Origin of the sequence: Corynebacterium sp. CNJ-954 (assembly GCF_001942345.1) — a bacterium.
GTDB lineage: Bacteria > Actinomycetota > Actinomycetes > Mycobacteriales > Mycobacteriaceae > Corynebacterium.
The window spans coordinates 266,212-286,605 of record NZ_MKKI01000022.1 but is presented as its reverse complement, the minus strand read 5'-3'; the positions used below and the strand labels follow the sequence as shown (position 1 = coordinate 286,605).

The following is a 20,394-nucleotide window of genomic DNA, read 5'->3' as shown; positions in this document are numbered from 1 at the left end:
GGCAGTCGCGGGGGTGCTGAAAACGGCTCGGGAAAAGCCCGGTGCAGACTGGTTCACCCCACGGCGTGAGCCAGATGCTCTCCCGTCAACGTCCCGGACCCCACAAGTGACCTCGGTGTCCCCGAGAAGACCACGCGGCCGCCCTCGTGCCCGGCCCCGGGGCCGACGTCGATGATGTGGTCGGCTGCCGCCATGACCGCCATATTGTGTTCGATGACCACGAGGCTGTAGCCGTCGTCCACCAGGGACTGCATCATCGTCACCAGTGTTCCGGTGTCGGCGAGGTGCAGTCCCGAGGTCGGCTCGTCGAGCACGATCACGGAGGCACCGCCCGACGACTCCAGACCGTCGCCGATCTTCGCCGCGAGCTTCAGGCGTTGGCGTTCTCCGCCGGACAGGGTGTTCAGTGGCTGTCCGAGGCGCAGGTAGTCGAGGCCGACCTGCATGAGCCGGTCCAGGGTCCCGGACACCGTCCGTGACGCCGCGCTGGGCGGGACACCGTCGGTGAAAAAGTCACGGGCCTGTCTCACCGTCATATCCAGGACATCGCTGATGGTGCGTCCTGCCAGGGTGAACTCCAGGACCTCGGGCCGGAACCGGCGCCCGCCGCACTCCTCGCAGGGGGTTGACACACCCGCCATGATCGCCAGGTCGGTGTACACGACGCCGAGCCCGTTGCACACCGGACACGCGCCCTCGGAGTTCGGACTGAACTGCGCCGGCGTGGCCCCGGCCGCCTTGTTCGCCCGGGCGAAGAGTTTGCGGACGTCGTCGAGGACACCGGTGTAGGTCGCCGGAGTGGACCGTCGTGACCCGCGGATACCGGACTGGTCGACCACCGTCACCCCGTCCCGCCCGGTCAGGCCGCCGTGGATCAGCGACGACTTCCCGGACCCGGCGACGCCGGTGACCACGGTGAGTACCCCGAGGGGAACGTCCACAGAGACGTCCTGCAGGTTGTTCACGCTGACGTGCTCCAACGACATCACCCCGGTAGGGGTCCGCACCGTGTCCCGGAGCGCCACACCGCGGTCGAGTGAGCGGGCGGTGACCGTGTCCGCGCCACGGAGCCCCTCGTAGGAGCCTGAGAACACGACTTCCCCACCGGCCTCGCCGGAACCCGGTCCGATATCGACGACATGGTCCGCGGCCTCGATGACCTCGGGTTTGTGCTCGACAACCAGGACCGTGTTGCCCTTGTCACGGATCCGCTGCAGCAGGTCGATCATCCGGTCGATGTCATGCGGGTGCAGGCCGATCGTCGGCTCGTCGAAGACGTAGGTCACGTCCGACAACGGGGAGCCGAGGTGGCGGATCATCTTCACCCGCTGCGCCTCTCCTCCGGACAACGTCCCCGCCGGACGGTCGAGGCTGAGGTAGCCCAGGCCGACGTCGACGAGATTGTCGAGCATGCCGAGCAGGTTGGACCGTACCGGTGCCACGGACGGCTCTGTCGCGAGCCCCTGGACCAGCCCGCGCAATTCGGTGATCTGCGTCGAATTCCACTCACCGATGGTGCGCCCGGCGACAGTGGCCGTCCGCGACGCCTCCTTCAACCGGATACCGTGACAGTCCGGACACGGACCGGTCGTGCTGATCCGGTCCACGAAGTTCACGATCTGCTTCTGCTTCGGCGGGGTGTCACGGTCGATCCACAGTCGACGGATGCGCGTGACCAGCCCGTCGTAGCTGAGGTTCGAGAACCCGCTGTTGTCCTCCTTGGGGACCTTGATCTTCTGCGACGGTGCGTAGAGGAAGAACTCCCTCTGCTCCGGGCTGTAGTCCCGGACCGGAACGTCCGGGTCGAGTCGTCCGCAGTTGGCGTAGGACGACCAGTACCAGTCCTCCACACCGAACCCCGGTGCATCGATCGCGCCCTCGTTCAACGACTTCGACTCGTCGAGGAACACCGACAGGTCGATGGTGGCCCCCACTCCGGTGCCCTCGCAGGTGGGGCACCAACCCTCGGGGAGGTTGAAGGAGAAATGACCGGACGCTCCCACGTACGGGTCGGACAGCCTGCTGAACAGGATGCGTACCAGGGACGAGGCGTCGGTCGCGGTACCGACCGTGGAGCGGGAGTTCGCCCCCATGCGCTCCTGGTCGATGATGATCGCCGGAGACAGGTTCTCCAGCACGTCGACGTCCGGACGCGGCAGGCTGGGCATGAACCCCTGGATGAAGGCACTGTAGGTCTCGTCGATCAGTCTGCGGGACTCGGCGGCGACCGTGCCGAAGACGAGCGAGGACTTCCCCGACCCGGAGACCCCGGTGACGACGGTGAGTCTCCTCTTGGGGATGTCGACGTCGATGTTCTTCAGGTTGTTGGCCCGGGCTCCCCGGACGTGGATCGTGTCGTGACTGGTGTCGTGGGAGTCGCTCATTGCATCTGTTATAGCCGAAGAACAGGGTCTACCGGCAGCGTCGCCCCACTCGTGGTGTGTCCCCCGCACTGCGGCAGAGGCAACGGCGAGCCGGGCAGGGGTACCGGTCACAAAGGTGGTGAAAACCGACCGGCGGGTCTGCCACCCTGCCCAGAGGTCTGCCACTCGCCCACACGGCTGAGGACATGGCGGCGCCTGACACCCACCCGTCTGAGCTAGAGGTACTCGTAGGCGGCGGCAAGCCGCTGGAACCACCAGTCCCGGCGCGCAGCAGATGCCTCGAGGGAGTCCAGCCGGTCCACATCAGGACTGAGCTGCTCCACGGTGAGGCGCCCGTCGACGATCTCGCGGGGGGCGCAGACGTCCTCGGCGAACAGCGACCCGGTGGCCAGCCCCGCCGCCTGCGGTGCCACAACCATGTCTTCGTCGTCCGTGTAGCCCGGAAGCGTCGCAGCGGCGAGGATTCCGGCGTACATGCCCACCGCGGACTCCAGGGCAGAGGACACCGTGACCGCCACTCCGAAGTGTCCGACCTCCCGGGCGATCGCACGGACCTGGGACACCCCACCCAACGGCGCGGCCTTGAGCACCGCCACGTCGCAGGCACCGGCCTGGACGACGGCCAGGGGATCAGTGGATTTACGGATCAGCTCGTCTGCGGCGACGCGGACCATCATTCCGCGCGAGCCGAGTCGCCGCCGTAGTTCGGCGAGTTCAGCGACCGTGGCGCACGGCTGCTCCATGTAGTCCAGGGGCCCACCCCCCTGGGACGGGTCGGTGAGAGCCCGGGCAGCGGCGAAGGCGTCGTCGACGCTCCATCCGGCATTCGCGTCCACGCGGACGCTGACCCCCGGCCGGGCGTCCCGTACCGCGCGGACCCGTGCCAGGTCGTCGTCGAGCATCTGCCCTTTCTCCGCGACCTTGACCTTCACCGTGGTGCAGCCCGGGTAGCGATCCAGCAGGCGGGGTACGGCCTCCGGGTCGGCGACCACGTCCACCGCCGGAATGGTCGCATTGACCTCGACCGACGACAGCGACGGCTCCGGGGGACGTCCCACCCGAGTTCCACCGCATTGCGCAACCACCGCGACGCCTCCTCTGCCCGGTACTCCAGGAACGGTGACCACTCCACCCAGCCGGACGGTGCCTCGATGAGCATCAGTTCACGCTCGGTGACACCCCGGAACGGCACACGCAGCGGGCAGGTGACAATCCGGGCGCGGTCGGCGAGCTCCGACAGGGCCGGTGGGCCGGATTCGACGGGACGGTCAGAAGACTGCATGCCCACACCCTACGATGGTGACATGACAGACAACCCCTTTGACCCGTCCCAGTGGCGCGAGGTCCCCGGTTTCGACTTCGACGACATCACCTACCACCGTCATGCAGGGGAAGGACGTGAGAACGGTATCGTCCGCATCGCGTTCGACCGCCCCGAGGTGCGTAACGCCTTCCGTCCACACACCGTCGACGAACTCTACCGCGCCCTCGACCACGCGCGGCGCTCCCCGGACGTCGGAACCATCCTGCTGACGGGGAACGGGCCCAGCCCGAAGGACGGCGGCTGGGCCTTCTGCTCCGGCGGCGATCAACGCATCCGGGGCAGGTCCGGCTACCAGTACGCCACCGACCACGACAACGACGTCAGTGCCGCCACCGCCGACAAAGTCGATGAAGCGCGGGCCAAGGCGGAGGGCGGCCGACTGCACATTCTCGAGGTGCAGCGGCTGATCCGGACGATGCCGAAGGTCGTCATCGCCGTGGTCAACGGATGGGCGGCCGGCGGCGGCCACAGCCTGCACGTGGTCTGCGACCTCACCATCGCCTCGCGCGAGCACGGGATGTTCAAGCAGACGGATGCCGACGTCGGCTCCTTCGACGCCGGTTACGGCTCCGCGTACCTGGCCAAGCAGGTGGGTCAGAAGTACGCCCGGGAGATCTTCTTCCTGGGTCGGTCCTATTCCGCCGAACGCATGATGCAGATGGGCGCGGTCAACGAGGTCGCTGACCATGCCGAGCTCGAGGAGACCGCCGTCGAGTGGGCACGGGCGATCAACGGCAAGTCCCCCACCGCCCAGCGGATGCTGAAGTTCGCCTTCAACCTCTCGGACGACGGACTGATGGGTCAGCAGGTCTTCGCCGGGGAGGCCACCCGCCTGGCCTACATGACCGATGAGGCGGTGGAGGGACGCGATTCCTTCCTGGAGAAGCGTTCCCCGCGCTGGGATGAGTTCCCCTACTACTACTGAGTAAATGCTGAGAATTCAGGGAATCCACAATGATTTTTCGACACGTCCACCGCTGACCATGGGATCCGTCAACGATCAGCTCACCCCCGGACATGCCGCGCAGGTCATTCCCGTAGCACAACTGCGGAATTTCCCTTGAATTCACCCACTGTTTACCCTCTCCGTCGTCGGTTGCAACAACTCCGACAGCGGTGACCTGCAGATTCGCCGAAAAGATCACTACTTAAGTGAACATCATATACCCCCATTTTTCACCCCCGTTCTTTTCCTGGGAGTAGACGTTTCCGCCGATAGGCGGGATATTTCTAGGTGTGACTGAGCTTCTCATCCTTCTGCTCGTGATCGGGACCGCCCTGGCTTTCGACTTCACCAACGGCTTCCACGACACCGCCAACGCGATGGCCACCTCCATCGCCACCAAAGCCCTGAAGCCGAAGACAGCGGTCGCCCTGGCTGGCCTGCTGAACCTCGTCGGAGCGTTCCTCTCCGTGGAGGTCGCCAAGACGGTGGCCAACGGGATCGTGAACCTGGAGGACTTCGACCTCAGTGTCGTCGCCGAGGCGGACAAGCTCCTCCTCGTCGTCTTCGCCGGACTGATCGGCGGCATCCTGTGGAATCTCTTCACCTGGCTCTTCGGACTGCCGTCCAGTTCCTCCCACGCCCTGTTCGGTGGACTCATCGGCGCCGCCATCGCCGCCCTCGGCGTATCGGGCGTCGTGTGGGACGGCGTCCTGCAGAAGATCATCGTCCCGGCACTGGCGGCGCCCGTGATCGCCGGCCTGGTCGCCGCCGTCGGCACCGCCGGGGTCTTCAAGCTCACCCGACGGACCCGCGAAGGTGAACGCGACAACCTGTTCCGTCTCGGACAGATCGGCTCGGCGTCCCTGGTCGCCCTCGCCCACGGCACCTCGGACGCCCAGAAGACGATGGGCGTGATTTTCCTGGCCCTCGTCGCCAGCGGGAACCTCGACGCCGCCGCGGACATGCCCTTCTGGGTCACCGCGAGCTGTGCGATCGCCATCGCGGCCGGAACCTACGCCGGTGGCTGGCGCGTCATCCGGACCCTGGGCAAGGGCCTGGTGGAGATCACCTCCCCCCAGGGCATGGCCGCCGAGACATCTTCCGCCGCGATCATCCTGACCTCTGCACACATGGGAATGGCACTGTCCACCACTCACGTCGCCACCGGATCAATCCTCGGCTCGGGCGTCGGCAAGCCCGGCGCCAAGGTCCGGTGGGGTGTCGCCGGACGGATGGGCATTGCCTGGATCACGACGCTGCCTCTGGCAGCGGCGGTGTCCTGGCTGGTGTGGACGCTCTCCAACCTGGTCGCGGAAGCCACGACAATGGCCGTGGGCTCCCTGTTCTCCTTCCTGATCCTGGCGGCCGGTGTCGGACTCATCGTGTACAAGGCACGGAAGCAGCCGGTACACGCCGACAACGTCAACGAGGACTGGGACGAGCACGGACTGGCCCCTGAGGCAGGTGCCGGCAGCACGACCGACGGCGACACGGATTCCGACGGAGTCCCGGCGAAGCAGGACTCCGACACTTTCGTCCACGCACTCGCCGGCGCGGGTGTCGGGACACCCTCCGACAGCACCAGCACCGACGACCCGGCCATCGGACGCGGTGACCCCGCCTCCGTCCTCGACACCTCCGCCGGACACCAGACCAGCACCTCCAGGGAGAACTGACCATGACCATCCTTGAATCACTGCTGCAGGTCACCATCGCCGGTCTCGTACTGGGTGCCGGGCTGCCAATCCTGTTCGGAGTGGGTATCCGCCTCTGGGTCCCGAGCTCCGACGGGTCCGCAGCAGGTGCCGGCGCAACCGCGGACATCGCCCCCTGGCGCCGAACTGCTGCCGTCATCATCTTCGGCATTATCGCCTGGCGATCGTCGTCGGCCTGCTGTGGATCACCCAGGGACGTATCTACTCGGCATTCGGCTGGGATGTCTTCGGCACGGCCGGACAGGGCGGCGGTCACTGACCCTCCCGGCAGCCCGCCACTCGGCCAGACGCGCCGAAAAATACCTTTCACGCAGGCAGAACATAGACAATACTTGACGACTCCCATTGTTTGTATCTACCATCTCTGGGAGATCGTCAACGTCGTTCCCGTACCCCCGCCACTCCCGGCGAGTACCTGTCTGAAGGAAGTGAAGTCCCATGCCGTACCCGACATCCATCACCCGGCCGCTGGTCCGTCTCTTCGACTGGTACCGCAAGCCCGGCGCCGGCGTCCACACCACCACCGACAGCACGGTCCTCGGCGTCCTCCCGGGGTCTCGCCCTGACCCCCACCAGACCGGTGCGACGCAGGCGCGGGGCACCACGACGCTGCACCGGACCGTGCGGCCCGAGCACACCGGGCCGAACGCCCGGGTGTTCTCGCCCGCCGCGCTCGGTGTCGGCTCCGACAGCACAGATGTGCTGGCCCTCCTCATCGACGAAGGGCGCACTCCCGCCACGCCCCGTGAGGTCCGCGCCGCGTTCCGTGCACTGCACGGGTACCGCCCGTCGACCGCAGAGGCCACCGCTGCATGCACCGACGTGGCATCTTTCGGTCTCCTGGCCTGACCCATCTCCGCGCATCCCGTCCACGGCGTAGCGTGGTCCGGGTGACGCTTGAAGCACTCCCCCTCGATCTCAATCCCCGAAGCATCGCCGACGCCCTCCCGGTACTGGAGGAGTTACTCGACGGTCGCCGTGTGGTCCTGCCCACGACACCGGGACAATCCCAGGAGCTGATGTCCCGGATGACGGTCGCAGGCGATGAAGCCCCCGGCACCCTCATCGCATGCACGTCGGGATCCACCGGCCAGCCGAAGGGTGCCCGTCTGCGTACCGCGAACCTGACTGCCTCGGCCGAGGCCACCGCTGCTTTCCTGGCCGAGCGTTTCGACACCGGGACGGGTCCCTGGCTGCTGGCCCTGCCGCCGCACCATATCGCCGGGCTGCAGGTCATTCTCCGGAGTCTCCACGCCGGATACTCGCCCAGCGTCCTCCCCGGCGGCACCTTCACCCCGGAGGCTTTCGTCCGGGCCACCTCGTCCCTGCGGTCCTCACATCCGTCCCGGGATCTCCACACCTCCCTGGTCCCGACCCAGTTGCACCGGCTGATCGACGATGAGCAGGGGCGCTCGGCCCTGCGTGAGTACGCCGCAGTCCTGGTCGGCGGAGCTGCGACCAGCACCGCCCTCGCCGAGACCGCACGACGCCACGACATCCCGATCGTGCTGACCTACGGTTCCTCGGAGACTGCGGGTGGCATGGTCTACGACGGCCGCGCTCTCCCCGGAACCGAGGTGGCGATCGACGACGAGTCCGGTCGGATCCTCCTGTCCGGCCCGACCGTCGCCGACGGATACTGCAATGTCTCGGGAGCGGTCGAGGACGATGCCTTCCCCTCGGCCGGCACCTTCCGCACCAGCGATCTCGGGACCGTCAACGACGGCATCCTTACCGTACGGGGCCGCGCCGACGGCGCGATCAACAGCGGCGGCATGAAGATCCTCCCGGAGGACGTGGAATCCGCACTTGATGAACTCGGATACACGTCCTGCGTGGTCGGACTCCCCGATACCGACTGGGGCGAGATCGTCACCGCTCTGGTCGAGTTCCCCGATGACGTCCCGGCGGAACGGACCGCCCAACTGCGTACCGTCATGAAGGACGCCGGTCTCCCGGCGCACCTCGTACCGCGTCGTCTCCTCACCACCCGACGCCTTCCCACGACCGGCCCCGGCAAGATCGACCGCCGGGCGGTCCGTGAGGAACTCCGGACTAGGCTGGAACCCTGAAAAGCTGAAGGCACCCCGTCAGGAGACCCCTTTGTCCGAGAACACCGCCACCGCCGGCGACTGGTTGACCGGCGCACGCCCACACACCTGGGCAAATGCCGTCGCCCCGGTCCTGGCCGGTACAGCCGCCGCCGTGTACGACGGACAGGCATCCTGGACCAGGGCCCTTCTGGCGGCGGTGGTTGCCATGGCCCTGATCATCGGCGTGAACTACGCCAACGACTACTCCGACGGAATCCGCGGTACCGATGACGACCGCACCGGTCCCCTGCGACTGACGGGCTCCGGGCTCGTCCCGCCGGAACGGGTGAAGTACGCGGCGTTCCTGAGCTTCGCCGTCGCCGGAGTGGCGGGAGTCATCCTGTCGCTGCTCTCCTCGTGGTGGCTGATCCTCATCGGTGCACTGTGCATCCTCGGTGCCTGGTTCTACACCGGTGGGAAGAACCCCTACGGATACCGCGGCCTGGGAGAGGTCGCCGTCTTCGTGTTCTTCGGACTCGTTGCCGTGACCGGTACCGAGTTCACCCAGTCCGGCACGGTCAGCTGGGTCGGGCTACTGCTGGCCGTGGGTGTCGGAAGTTTGTCGGCGTCGGTGAACCTGGTCAACAACCTCCGCGACATCCCCACCGACAAAGAGGCCGGGAAGACAACCCTTGCCGTGATCCTCGGTGACCGTCTGACCCGCGTCCTGTACGTGGTCCTGGTGCTGGTGTCCGTGGTCGTCACCGTGGCGGTGTCTGCCGCCGGCATCGCTGCACTGATCTCCCTGGCCGCGGTACCCCTGTTGTTCGTGGCTGCGCTCCCCGTGGTGAGAGGAGCGACCGGCAAGGAGCTCATTCCCGTCCTGGGGTTGACCGGACGCGGAATGCTTGTCTGGGCACTCGCGATGTTCATCGCGATGCTGCTGGGGTGATCAGCAGCGGGCATCCGTCGGTGTCACCCCTCCGGGTACTGACGGAGCAACCCCGCAGGTCGCTCACGCCGACCTACGGGGTTGCTCACTGCCCGGAGTTTTGTTGACCGGGTCCGTTCACGGCAAGGGCCCAGCCGCCGATTCGGCAGTCAGTCGAGTCGCTCCTCGAGCTGCGCCCGCATCTGCTCCTTGTGCGCCCGGCGCCCGGCGTCGCGGATCGCGATCTGTTCGTTGACACGCAACCGCAACCTCTTGAACAGCAGCATCGACAGAGGCAGTGCCACGATCAACGCCAGGAGTGCACTCATCAGCAGGGGGAAAGACTGCCCCATACCGAGCAGAACGGCCACCGACTGAATGATGACCGTCAACACGACGAACACCAGCAGGCGCGCGAGACCGTAGAGGGCGATGTCACGCCATGCGCCTGCGGGAAGCCGTCCCGGCTTCAGGTCCGGGCCGCCTACGTTTTCTGAACTGGTGCTGTTCTCGTCCACGACGACCACCTTACGACCCGTCGTGACACAGCCCCAAACCTCTCGCATCCCGCGTTCGCTCTCGGCGATGAACCCTATTCACGCCCCGTGATCGACTCCACGCCGCGAGGTGGTTAGCATGGGGGAAGACACGTCGGTCCGACACCGACCACCCCTACGCCGACAGGAGGTCGACAACAATGGGACGTCTAGTGATCGTTGTGCTCGTCATCGTCACAGTCATCGTGCTGTGGAAGGCGTTCGGGCCGAAGACGTGGAACAACACGTCACGTACCCCGCAGAACACTCAGTTCCCGTCGCTGGGCCGCCAGAAGAACCAGACCACCAAGACAAAGGGGCCGGACGACGACCCCGATTTCCTGTGGAACATCAAGAAAGAACGCTTCAAAGCCCAGCGCGAGGCCGAACGACGCGAGCAGGAGGCGGTGGAACGCGCCCGGCGCGGTGAGCACTGGAAGTCTGGGGAACACGGGGAGCAGGGCGAGTCCGGAAAAAAGGACAACAGCACTCCTCCCGCCGCATCACCCGAGTCCACGGACACGAATCCCGGCAAGGGACAGTCTGACGGTAAGGGAGCCCGAGGCAGCCAGGGGGACCCGGGGCACCAGGAAAAGAAGGACGGCGAGAACGGCGCCCAGGGGTAGCCCTCCTCAGACCTCTTTTCCGCGCCGCAGCAGCGTCCGGAGGTAAGCGGCGTACGCCGAGGACCCGTGAGCATCGGCCCGCTGGGCGAGCTCGTCGTCCGTCAGGTATCCCATCCGCCAGGCGACTTCCTCGGGGCAGCCGATCTTGAGGCCCTGGCGTTCCTCGATCGTGCGCACGAAGTCACCCGCGGCCATGAGGTTGTCGACGGTGCCTGTGTCCAACCAGGCCGTTCCACGCGGGAGGATGTCTACCTGAAGTTCCCCACGCTCCAGGTAGGCCCGGTTGACGTCGGTGATCTCGAGTTCGCCACGGGCCGAGGGCTCGAGCGTCCTGGCGACGTCGACCACGTCCGGCGCATAGAAGTACAGGCCGGGCACCGCGAAATGGGACTGCGGATCCTCGGGTTTCTCCTCCAGCGACGTCGCCGTCCCGGCCTCGTCGAAATCGACCACGCCGTACGCCGAAGGATCCGCGACCCAGTACGCGAAGATCGCTCCTCCCTTGACGTCATGGAAACGACGCAGCTGGGAGCCGAGCCCGGCACCGTAGAAGATGTTGTCGCCGAGCACCAGGCGACCGGTTCGTCACCGATGAAATCCGCACCCAGGACGAACGCCTCGGCCAGACCGTTGGGCGCGTCCTGCACGGTGTACTCGACACTGACACCGAACTGCGAACCGTCACCGAGCAGCCGCCGGAACTGGTCATTGTCCTCGGGGGTGGTGATGACAAGTATCTCTCGGATTCCCGCCAGCATCAGGTACTCAGCGGGTAGTAGATCATCGGCTTGTCGTAGACGGGGACAAGCTGCTTGGACACCCCGAGAGTGATGGGCCGCAACCTGGACCCGGTACCACCAGCCAGGATGATGCCGCGCATCACTCACCTTCCCAGTTCTCGGCGTCACTCTGCGCCTGCTCCCACGCCAGCCGCAACTCCTTCTCCCAGCCGCGGCACTCATTCCAGGACGGAAGCGCCAGGCCACCACGCTCGAATTCCGCGACGGTGGGCGCTGCGCGGTCCTTGTCCGAGAGCACCACGTCTCCGGTGTCCCCGGCGACACCGTGTGCCCCCCAGTCGATGCCGAGCGCGGGATCAAGGGGGTTGACGGCATGCTCGGCACCGGGGTCGTAGCCTTCAGAGACGAGGTAGCTCACCGTCGCCTCCCCCGTCCCTGCCGGGACACCGAAGGCGTGGCCGACGCCGATCGGGATGTAGACGCCCGTGCGGTTGTCCGCAGAGAGCTCCACGACCACGTGCTTCATGAAGGTGGGCGAACCACGCCGGAGGTCCACGAGAACATCGACGATGCGCCCCGCCACACACGTGACGTACTTCGCCTGCCCCGGGGGAACGTCAGCGAAGTGGACTCCACGGATCACGCCGTCCCGTGACGTCGACAGGTTCGCCTGTGGCACGTCGAGAGGATGTCCGAGCTTCTCGGCGACGATGTCTGCACGGAACCATTCGTGGAAGGTGCCACGATCGTCTCCGAAGACGCGGGGTTCGGCGACCCAGGCGCCCGGAATCTCGAGGTCGGTGATGTCATGCATGCCCACCACCATAACGTCACGAGGTCATCGAGGGTACGGCAGAGCCCTCAGGCACGGTGTCGCCAGGACATTCCCAGCTACTTTATCTTGAAACATATATCTTTCTGTCTGTAATGTCGTTGTGATGAACAAAGTGCGACTAGGGAAGGTCGTGGCCCGCGCCACGAAACCACTCACGCCTGCCCTGAGAAAACTGACCACCCCCCTGACCCCCACCGACTACGCCGGCCTCTTCGATCCCCTCCGTGGCAGGGAGGTACGGGGCCGCATCATGGCGGTCTCCCGCGACGGCGGTTACACCACGCTCACCATCTCACCGGGCCCCGGCATGACGGGTGCCTTCCACGCCGGCCAGTTCATCGGCCTCGGCCTGGACATCGACGGCCGGTGGCGCTGGCGCTGCTACTCCCTGACGAATGCTCCGGTGCGTGCCGGCCACGGCCGGTCGCGCACCCTGACCGTCACCGTCAAGCCTGTACCGGGAGGAGAAGTCTCAGGTCACCTCGCCGAGTACGCCACCGTCGGACAGATCATCCGGTTGACTGCCCCCGGCGGCGACTTCCATCTGCCGTCACCTGTGCCGGACCGGTTACTCTTCATCACCGCCGGCGCGGGCATCACCCCGGTCATGTCGATGGTGCGGTGGATCCGTGAAGAGCACACCCCGGACACCTGGCCCGACGTCGTCCACATTCACAGTGAGCGCGGCCCCCGACCTCCCGAGCCCTTCGCCGACGAGCTCGACGACCTTCACGCACAGACCCCGTCCTACCGGCTGATCACGTGGAACTCCTCCCGCGACGGACGGCTGGGGGTGGAGAACGTGACGGCCGCGGTCCCGGACTGGGAGTCCCGCGAGGCGTTCGCCTGTGGCCCCGGCCCCCTGCTCGAGGCCCTCACCGAGGCCATCCCCGACATCCACACCGAAACGTTCCACGCACAGGGCGCGGCGTCCGGCAACGCCGGTGCCTCGCCCGACCCTGCGGATCTCGGTGGCGACATCGAGTTCGGTGACACCGGTGTCGTCACCACCTCCACAGGGTCGACGACCATCCTCGACGCAGCCGAGAACTGCGGCATCAGTCTGGTGCACGGCTGCCGCATGGGAATCTGCCGGACGTGCGTCACCCCCATCACCGACGGCACCGCCGTGGACCTGAGAGACGGTGCCACCTACGGCCCCGGTGAACAGATCCGCACCTGCTGCAGCGTCCCGTCGGGCTACCTCCACATCGCCGGCAGCTGACCGGTACACCAGCTGCACCAACGAGCCCCCTCTACCACCAAAGGAGCGACGACACATGGCCGTCCAGGACATCACCGCCTACGCCCACCTGTCGGACGACGACGTCCGCGACATCGGTCGCCGTCTGTCCGCGATCGAGAAAGCCCACCGGGAGTCCCTCGGTGGCAAGGACGCCGACTACATCAAGTCCCTCATCCGTACCCAGCGGGCGCTGGACCTGATCGCCCGCATCGCCACCGCCACCTCCTCCACGGTGGCTGTGCCCGCGGGCATGATGCTCGGTCTGGCGAAGATCCTCGAGAACCTCGAGATCGGCCACAACGTGATGCACGGGCAGTGGGACTGGATGAACGACCCCGAGATCCACTCCTCCACCTGGGAGTGGGACAACACCGGCCCCTCGTCGGGCTGGAAGCACTCCCACAACGTGGTCCACCACACCTACACCAACATCATCGGCATGGACAATGACGTGGGATACGGCATCCTGCGGGTCACCCGGGACCGCAAGTGGACACCCCAGGCACTGATGCAGCCGCTGATCAACGTGGTGCTGGCCAGCCTGTTCGAACTCGCCGTCGGCTTCTACGACGTGGAACTGGGCCGGTACTTCACCGGCAGCCAGAGTTGGGAGGAGACCAAGCCCCGCCTGCTCGACGCTCTCGCGAAAACCGGCCGGCAGTTCGGCAAGGACTACATCGGCTTCCCGGCGATCGCCGCCGCCACCGGGTACCTCTTCCCGGGGACGAAGAACGGCCGGAAGCTCTCCCGCGCCGCAGGTGCGAAGCGTCGGGCCGGCGCCGCACTAAAGACCGCCCTGATGGCGAACCTCACACGCAACGTGTGGGCCTACGCCGTCATCTTCTGTGGCCACTTCCCCGACGACGTCGAAACCTTCACCCGACGCACTCTCAGTGAAGAGACACAGGACGAATGGTACCTGCGCCAGATGCTCGGCTCGGCGAACTTCCGTGGAGGACCCGTCCTGTCGGTCCTGTCGGGCAACCTGAACTACCAGATCGAGCACCACCTCTTCCCCGACATGCCGTCGAACCACCTCGCAGAGATCAGCAAGGAGGTCGAGAGCATCGCCGACGAGTACGGCCTGCCCTACAACACCGACAGCTTCCCGAAACAGTTGATGCAGGTTCAGCGCACACTGCTGAAACTCTCGCTCCCCAACTCCATGCTGCGGGCCGACGCCTCCAATGCGCCCGAGGTACGGTCGGACGCCGCATTCACCGCCAACCCGGACATCGCAGAGCAGACCGGACCCCGGCAGTTGAAGAAGGGCCTGGCCCTGCTGAAGAAGGCCCGGCCGACCTTCCTGGCCTGACGCTCGCGAGCGTCAGTTCCAGCGGATCGGTTCGATTTCCGTCGGCTCCGACTCATCGGGTGACTCTGGCGTATCAGCCAAGTCATAGGTGAAGGCCAGGCCGGTGGGGTTGATGCCGCGGGTCTTCTGCTTGTCGACGTAACTGAGAACCGCGGCCCCGTAGGTCGCGTCCTCGTCGATGTCGGCGAGGCTGGACGGCAGAAGGTCCTGTTCATCCACGCCGCACGTCCCCGGGTCAGCGCGCTCGATGACATTGGCACCCGTGCCCTCGTCATCGGCAGGCACGAGCTCCGGCGCAGCGACGGTCGCAGAGTCCCGGTCGTCGGCCGTCGCGCCTCCCCCGAGGAATGCGAGTGTGTAGGTGAGGCAGACGAACTCCTCCACATCGTCACTGCCCTCCGTCAGAGGTACCTCGTCGGCGTCGAGAGTGTCTGACCCCGTGGCAGTGACCTTCCAGAACTGCAGAGGACCCGGGGCAGCAGAGTCGTCGTCCACGGGACGCTGACTGACGACATAAGCGGCGTCACCGAAATCCAGTTCGGTGCCCGGGCGGGTGGGCCGGAACCCCTCCGGTGCCCCGTCCAGGTCACGTTCCGAGATCAGCTCGTTCCCCCCGTCACCGTCGTCCCGCACACCCTCCACATCACCGGCGTCACCAGCGTTACTGCCCGCCGGACCCTCGCTGCTTTCAGCGCCACCGGTCGCGCCGTCCCCCACCGAGCAGCCGGCAAGAACGACGGCCGAGACGGTCACTCCGGCGACCAGCGCACGTCTCCACTTCTGTGAAACAGTCATGCCCACGAGGATAGTGCAGCCGGAAGCCGTGCTCAGCGCCAGACCACTCGGCCGGTGTGCAACGGGTCGAGGTCAGATCCTTCAGCCTGAAAGAGAAAGCGGACTCCTGCAGGTTTGCGCGCTGCGCCGGATCCGTCGTTACGGACGCATCCCAGCACGGCTCCACGGTATGTCCTGCCTTCGACGAGCTTGTCGAGATCACCGGGGACCATGTCCGCCGGGTCGACCCCACCGTGCAGTTCTGCGGAGTACAACAACGGATCCACGGCGTTACCGGCGGCATCCGTGGCAATCAGCACCGGAACCGCTACTGCGGACTGGAGAACGGGGTTGCCGTCGCCGCCGTCGCCGAGGAACGTTATATCGTACGGGGTCAGGATGTAGTGGTCGACCTCATCCGGCGCAGGATTGACGCCCGCGCCGAAAACACTCCCCAGGTCCGTGTCTTCGGGAGCGACCGTGCGGGGACAACCGGTGGAAATCTCCCAGTACAGCGTCGGGCCCTGCGGGAGTCGGGTGAGCACCTCCGCGGACTGGCCATGCGCCAGGGTCGTGCCAGGCACGGTGAGGGCAAAGTCTGCCGGCGGGTTGGGCAGGACGACGGCCTCGTCGCCGATCTGGTAGCCGTCAGCAGGCTGGGCGCCCGCCAGGCGCGGCACCGCTGCACCGCTCAGGAGAAGCGTGCGCCACGTGCGACGGGCGGACGGAACAGTGACTACTCGGGACATGGTCATGCTGGTGATCCTTTCCCCGGTGTGGCGCCGGGTGAGGCAGTGGAGACTTACATCGGTCAACCTACCCTTATTTATGTTCGCGAAAGCGACGATCTGGAACAATCGCTCCGGGAAACCCGGCCGCGACAGCATGTGTCGCAGCTCACAACCATTTTTCACTACCCCCGAACATCACCCCCGATACAGGTCAGTCAATGACCTGTTCCGTATCCCGGTAGGTCTCCTCCGCATCTTTCCGACTGACTTCCCACCAGGAGCGGTTGTCCCGGTACCACTGCACCGTATCCGCCAACCCGGCAGCGAAATCGGTGTACCGGGGCTCCCATCCCAGCGCCTCGACGGACGACGGGTCTATCGCATATCGACGGTCATGCCCCGGCCGGTCAGTCACGTGGATGACGTCCCCCGGGTCCCGGTCGAACAACTGCAGGAGCGTCTCCACGCACTGCCTGTTCGACCTCTCGCCGTCGGCACCGATGAGATACGTCTCCCCCGGTACGCCGCGATCCAGGATCGTCCAGACAGCATCGTTGTGGTCATCGACGTGGATCCAGTCCCGGACATTGTCTCCCGCGCCGTACAGGCGCGGACTCTCCCCGTTGATGAGGCCGGTGATCTGACGAGGCAGGAACTTCTCCGGATGTTGACGCGGCCCGTAGTTGTTCGAGCAGTTCGAGATCGTCGCGCTGAGACCGTGACTACGCACGAACGCCCGCACCAGATGGTCGGCGGACGCCTTCGACGCGGAATACACCGACGACGGCATGTAGGGGGTGTCCACGGTGAAGCGGGCTCCACTGTCAAGCGGGAGATCGCCGAAGACCTCGTCCGTGGAGATGTGGTGCAGATGGACACCGTGACGGACACATGCATCGGCGACAACCCCGGTGCCCTCGGTGTTGGTGCGTACGAAACGCAACGGATCCCGCAGAGCGTTGTCGTTGTGACTCTCCGCCGCGAAATGCACCACGGCGGCATCACCGCCCTCGGCCGTCGCCGCCCTGCGCACCTCCGAAAGAAGGTCGTCCACCAGCCCCGTGTCACAGACGTCACCCACCACGACGCTGACGCCGCTCTCCGTGACCCCCGCGAGGTTGGCGGGGTTCGCCGCGTAGGTCATGGCATCCAGCACGGTGATCCGGACATCCGGCCGGGTCGCGAGAGTGCGGTGGACGAAATTGGCCCCGATAAAACCGGCACCGCCGGTCACCAGCAGGTGGGTGATCCGGCGGTCAGGATGGTGCGGCATGTCAGTTCAGTCCGGCGTAGGAGTGCAGACCGGAGATGACGATGTTGATGAAGAAGAGGTTGAAGACCATCGTGGCGAATGCGAGGACGTTGATCCACGCGGCAGGCTTGCCACGCATGCCCGGCGTCGCGCGGGCATGCAGGTAAGCGGCGTAGAGGATCCAGGTGATCAGGGAGACGGTCTCCTTGGGGTCCCAGCCCCAGAAACGACCCCAGGCGAAGTGTGCCCACGTCGCGCCGAAGACCACACCGAGTCCGAAGACCGGGAGTGTCCAGATCGCCGCCCGGTAGGCCAGGGCATCCAGTTTGGAGGCGTCCGGCAACGGGACGGCGATCGCGCCGAAGAACCCCTTCTCCTGACCCTTCGGCTGGGCGCGCCGGAGCAGGTAGAGCAGTGACGCCATGCCCGAGACCAGACCGATACCACCGCCGATCGAGACCACCGAGACATGGATCCAGTACCAGTAGGAGTTCAGGGACGGCACGAGTGGGGCGACGTCAGCGTAGAGCTCCGTGCCGGCGTAGAACATCAGGACCAGGATCGGGGTGAGAATCCACGGCCACAGCACACGCATGGCCTTCCGCCGGAGGACGTAGCAGGCGATGACCATCGACACGCCCGAGACCACAGAGACGTACTCGAACAGGTTTCCCCAGGGGAAACGCTGCGCAGCCAGTCCACGTGTCACGAGGAAGAGCAGGTGCATCGCCACACCCAGCCAGATCACGGCCTGGGCCATGCCACCCCACTGGTCCGTCCGGCGGAACTTCTTCCGCAAGGCATCGACCTGGAAGTTCTTCGGCAGATCCTCTTCCGAGAGCGAGCCCGTGGCAATACCCGAGACGTCGTGGCTGCCACCGTCGACGGCATCCTTGTCGACACCGGTCGCGGGGCCGGGGCCGTCTGCCGGAGCCGATCCTGCTGCAGCGACCGCCACCTTCTCCTTGGCACGCTCGGCCTTGTTCTCGCCGAGGATACGGGCGCGCTCACGGCGAGCTTCCGTCGCCGAACGCAGCATCCCGTAGAAGATGAGGGAGATGGCGAGGCCAATCAAGTACAGACCCGCGGTCGTGGCGAACGCCAGGTCGGAAAAATTCGCCAGGCCCTCGTTGGCGTCGTGGATGTCCATCCGTCAGTTCCTCCGTCGATTATGACTGGACCGTAACTCGGCCCACGTTACTGCGCACCTGTAGCGAAAACCAAAAGTGAGCTGGGGTTTAGCGTTCCTCAGGTCGATCCTGTGTGCCACCGTCCTCTGTATCGCTGCTGTCAGCGAGCTCACCCGATGAGACCTCGCGGTCCAGTTCGCGTTGAAGCTCGTCCTCCCAGTCCTCCCATTCACTGTCAGTCTGGTCGAACTCCTCGTCGAGCTCTTCCTCATCCAGTTGAAGCAGTTCCTCGGACACGCGGTTGAACTCACGACCCCATCCGGCCGAATCAGTCCGTGCCAGTCCTGCGATCTGCAGCTGGGAGGTGCCGTCACCGTTGTCGGTGACCCGCACCCAGAAGCGGCGACGCTTGATGGTGAGGGACCCGACCAGGCTGACCAGCATCAGCACGGCGAACCCGAGCACGAAGGGTGTCGTCGGATCTCTGCTGACCTGCAGGTTCACGAACCTCTTGGCACCGTCGAAGGTGATCTCCGTGCCGTCGTCGAGGGTGACCGACTCCCCCTCCATGAGATTGACCCGGTCCAGTTTCTGCAAGGCACCACTGTGTAGCTGGTTGGAGTCCAGCGAGAAGATGTCCTGTCCGGTCCCCGCATCCAGTCCCGTGTCGCCCCGGTAGATGTCGATGGCGACAGCAGGATCCAGCAGGTCGGGGTGCGACGAGGTCAGCAGGGAGTCGTTCTCGCCCGAAAATTCTGCCGTCGGAGCGAAGAGCCCCTGGATCGCCAGCTGATTCTGCCGTCGGTCGTAGAGGTCCTCGTACATTCCCGCCGGCGGGTCCATCTTGATCGCACCGGACGACAGGAAGTAGGTCAGGTCATCCGGACGGAACTGGATGGTCTCGGTCCGGGTCTCCCCGTCCGGCCAGGTGACCGTGAAGGTCGGCGCGTAGCCACGCCCCTGGAGGTAGACGAGGTCTCCGTCGACGTTGAGAGGATGGTTCACCTGCAGTTGAGTATGGTCCCACTCGTCGGTGGGCAGCATCGCGTCCTCGCCCTCGGCGTAGTCGACGTCCGAGGAGAAGTGGGTCGCCTGACCGTCTGCGGTGTATTCCGCATCGAAGTTCTTCACGTTCACGCAGAACGGAGTCAGGGTGGTGCCGTCGAAGAGAGGGCCGTGACGCATCGAGTCGAAGTTCGCGACAGCAGAGTTGCAGAACTGTGAGCTTGCGGAATCCGTACCCGCGATGACGATGACCTGGCCCTCGTAGTAGACAAGTCGTCCCGCCATGACGGCGACCAGGATACCGACCAGCGACAGGTGGAACACCAGGTTGGACGCCTCGCGGAGGTAACCCCGCTCCGCAGCGAACGACCACTTCCCGGCACGGTCGTCCGCGGCCTCGGTGGCCCCGCCCCGCCACTTGCGGAATCGTCGGGTCACCTGTTCCTGGACGTCCTCCGCGGGGGTCTCGACCGTCCCCTCCACAAAATTCGGCATACGGGTCAACCGTTTCGGAGCTGACGGCGGACGCGTCCGCAGGGCCTTGTAGTGGTCCCAGCTGCGCGGGAGGATGCATCCGATCAGGGAGAGGAAGAGAAGGACGTAGATCGCTGCGAACCACGGCGAGCTGAAGACGTCGAACAGTCCGAGTTTGTCGTAGATCTCACCGATCCGACCGTTGTTCTCGATGTACTCCGTGACATTGCCCGCGTTCAGGGAACGCTGCGGCAGCAACGCACCGGGAACGGCGCCGAGAGCGAGGAGGAACAGCAGGACCAGTGCCGTCCGCATACGGGTCAGCCATTGCCAGGCCCGTTTCGGCAGACGCAGGAACCAGCGGATCATGGAAACCTTTCGGGAGAGGAACTCGGGT

General features: G+C 65.8%; 16 protein-coding genes and 2 pseudogenes. 8 read left to right on the top strand and 10 right to left on the bottom strand.

Annotation, left to right across the window (positions count from 1 at the left end):
* Positions 1–53 precede the first annotated feature (53 nt).
* Together BJF89_RS09165 and BJF89_RS09160 are read right to left on the bottom strand one after the other, a co-directional pair.
* Positions 54–2,384: an excinuclease ABC subunit UvrA gene (locus BJF89_RS09165; RefSeq protein WP_075814197.1), complete on the bottom strand. Its 2,331-nt coding sequence runs from the start codon at positions 2,382–2,384 to the stop codon at positions 54–56.
* Positions 2,385–2,599: 215 nt separating this feature from the next.
* Positions 2,600–3,666, bottom strand: a pseudogene (locus BJF89_RS09160) (o-succinylbenzoate synthase).
* A gap of 22 nt (positions 3,667–3,688) precedes the next feature.
* Between BJF89_RS09160 and BJF89_RS09155 the strand changes: the two are divergent.
* The 5 genes from BJF89_RS09155 (at position 3,689) to BJF89_RS09130 (ending at position 9,354) form a co-directional block, all read left to right on the top strand.
* On the top strand, positions 3,689–4,633 hold the full coding sequence (locus BJF89_RS09155; protein WP_139311954.1) for a 1,4-dihydroxy-2-naphthoyl-CoA synthase: 945 nt from the start codon (positions 3,689–3,691) through the stop codon (positions 4,631–4,633).
* Positions 4,634–4,944: 311 nt separating this feature from the next.
* Positions 4,945–6,330: an inorganic phosphate transporter gene (locus BJF89_RS09150; protein WP_083650610.1), complete on the top strand. Its 1,386-nt coding sequence runs from the start codon at positions 4,945–4,947 to the stop codon at positions 6,328–6,330.
* A 477-nt stretch (positions 6,331–6,807) separates the two neighbouring features.
* The gene (locus BJF89_RS09140; protein WP_075814193.1) at positions 6,808–7,218 is read left to right on the top strand and encodes a hypothetical protein; all 411 of its coding nucleotides are present in this window, start codon (positions 6,808–6,810) and stop codon (positions 7,216–7,218) included.
* A 41-nt stretch (positions 7,219–7,259) separates the two neighbouring features.
* The gene (locus BJF89_RS09135; RefSeq protein ID WP_075814381.1) at positions 7,260–8,441 is read left to right on the top strand and encodes an AMP-binding protein; all 1,182 of its coding nucleotides are present in this window, start codon (positions 7,260–7,262) and stop codon (positions 8,439–8,441) included.
* Positions 8,442–8,472: 31 nt separating this feature from the next.
* Positions 8,473–9,354, top strand: coding sequence for a 1,4-dihydroxy-2-naphthoate polyprenyltransferase (locus tag BJF89_RS09130; RefSeq protein WP_075814191.1), 882 nt, complete (start codon positions 8,473–8,475; stop codon positions 9,352–9,354).
* Positions 9,355–9,503: 149 nt separating this feature from the next.
* Here BJF89_RS09130 and BJF89_RS09125 read toward each other — a convergent pair whose 3' ends face one another.
* Entirely contained in the window at positions 9,504–9,851 is a 348-nt protein-coding gene (locus BJF89_RS09125; protein ID WP_255372564.1) for a DUF4229 domain-containing protein, read from the bottom strand.
* A gap of 179 nt (positions 9,852–10,030) precedes the next feature.
* On the opposite strand from BJF89_RS09125, the gene BJF89_RS18990 reads away from it, so the two are divergent.
* A complete protein-coding gene (locus BJF89_RS18990; protein ID WP_075814189.1) occupies positions 10,031–10,495 on the top strand; it encodes a hypothetical protein in 465 nt (154 codons plus the stop codon).
* Between the two features lie 6 nt (positions 10,496–10,501).
* On the opposite strand, the pseudogene rfbA reads toward BJF89_RS18990, so the two are convergent.
* A pseudogene (gene rfbA, locus BJF89_RS09115) lies at positions 10,502–11,375 on the bottom strand (glucose-1-phosphate thymidylyltransferase RfbA).
* Positions 11,375–12,049 carry a dTDP-4-dehydrorhamnose 3,5-epimerase family protein gene (locus tag BJF89_RS09110; RefSeq protein WP_187344690.1) on the bottom strand — a complete coding sequence of 225 codons (675 nt, stop codon included), beginning with the start codon at positions 12,047–12,049 and terminating at the stop codon, positions 11,375–11,377. Before BJF89_RS09110 ends, rfbA begins: the two are co-directional and overlap by 1 nt.
* A gap of 124 nt (positions 12,050–12,173) precedes the next feature.
* Here BJF89_RS09110 and BJF89_RS09105 point away from each other — a divergent pair, with 124 nt between their 5' ends.
* Both BJF89_RS09105 and BJF89_RS09100 read left to right on the top strand, forming a co-directional pair.
* Entirely contained in the window at positions 12,174–13,295 is a 1,122-nt protein-coding gene (locus BJF89_RS09105) for a flavin reductase family protein (protein ID WP_075814185.1), read from the top strand.
* Positions 13,296–13,350: 55 nt separating this feature from the next.
* A complete protein-coding gene (locus BJF89_RS09100; protein ID WP_075814183.1) occupies positions 13,351–14,631 on the top strand; it encodes an acyl-CoA desaturase in 1,281 nt (426 codons plus the stop codon).
* Between the two features lie 12 nt (positions 14,632–14,643).
* On the opposite strand, the gene BJF89_RS09095 is transcribed toward BJF89_RS09100, so the two are convergent.
* The 5 genes from BJF89_RS09095 to BJF89_RS09075 form a co-directional block, all read right to left on the bottom strand.
* Positions 14,644–15,426 (bottom strand): hypothetical protein, encoded by a 783-nt coding sequence (locus tag BJF89_RS09095; protein ID WP_075814181.1) that lies wholly within the window; start codon positions 15,424–15,426, stop codon positions 14,644–14,646.
* 32 nt (positions 15,427–15,458) lie between these two features.
* Complete coding sequence (locus BJF89_RS09090; protein WP_075814179.1) at positions 15,459–16,160, bottom strand: hypothetical protein; 702 nt, start codon at positions 16,158–16,160, stop codon at positions 15,459–15,461.
* Between the two features lie 187 nt (positions 16,161–16,347).
* On the bottom strand, positions 16,348–17,409 hold the full coding sequence (gene rfbB, locus BJF89_RS09085; RefSeq protein ID WP_075814177.1) for a dTDP-glucose 4,6-dehydratase: 1,062 nt from the start codon (positions 17,407–17,409) through the stop codon (positions 16,348–16,350).
* A gap of 1 nt (position 17,410) precedes the next feature.
* Positions 17,411–18,538 (bottom strand): c-type cytochrome biogenesis protein CcsB, encoded by a 1,128-nt coding sequence (ccsB, locus tag BJF89_RS09080; protein ID WP_075814175.1) that lies wholly within the window; start codon positions 18,536–18,538, stop codon positions 17,411–17,413.
* An 88-nt stretch (positions 18,539–18,626) separates the two neighbouring features.
* Positions 18,627–20,366, bottom strand: coding sequence for a cytochrome c biogenesis protein ResB (locus BJF89_RS09075; protein WP_075814173.1), 1,740 nt, complete (start codon positions 20,364–20,366; stop codon positions 18,627–18,629).
* Positions 20,367–20,394: the final 28 nt, after the last annotated feature.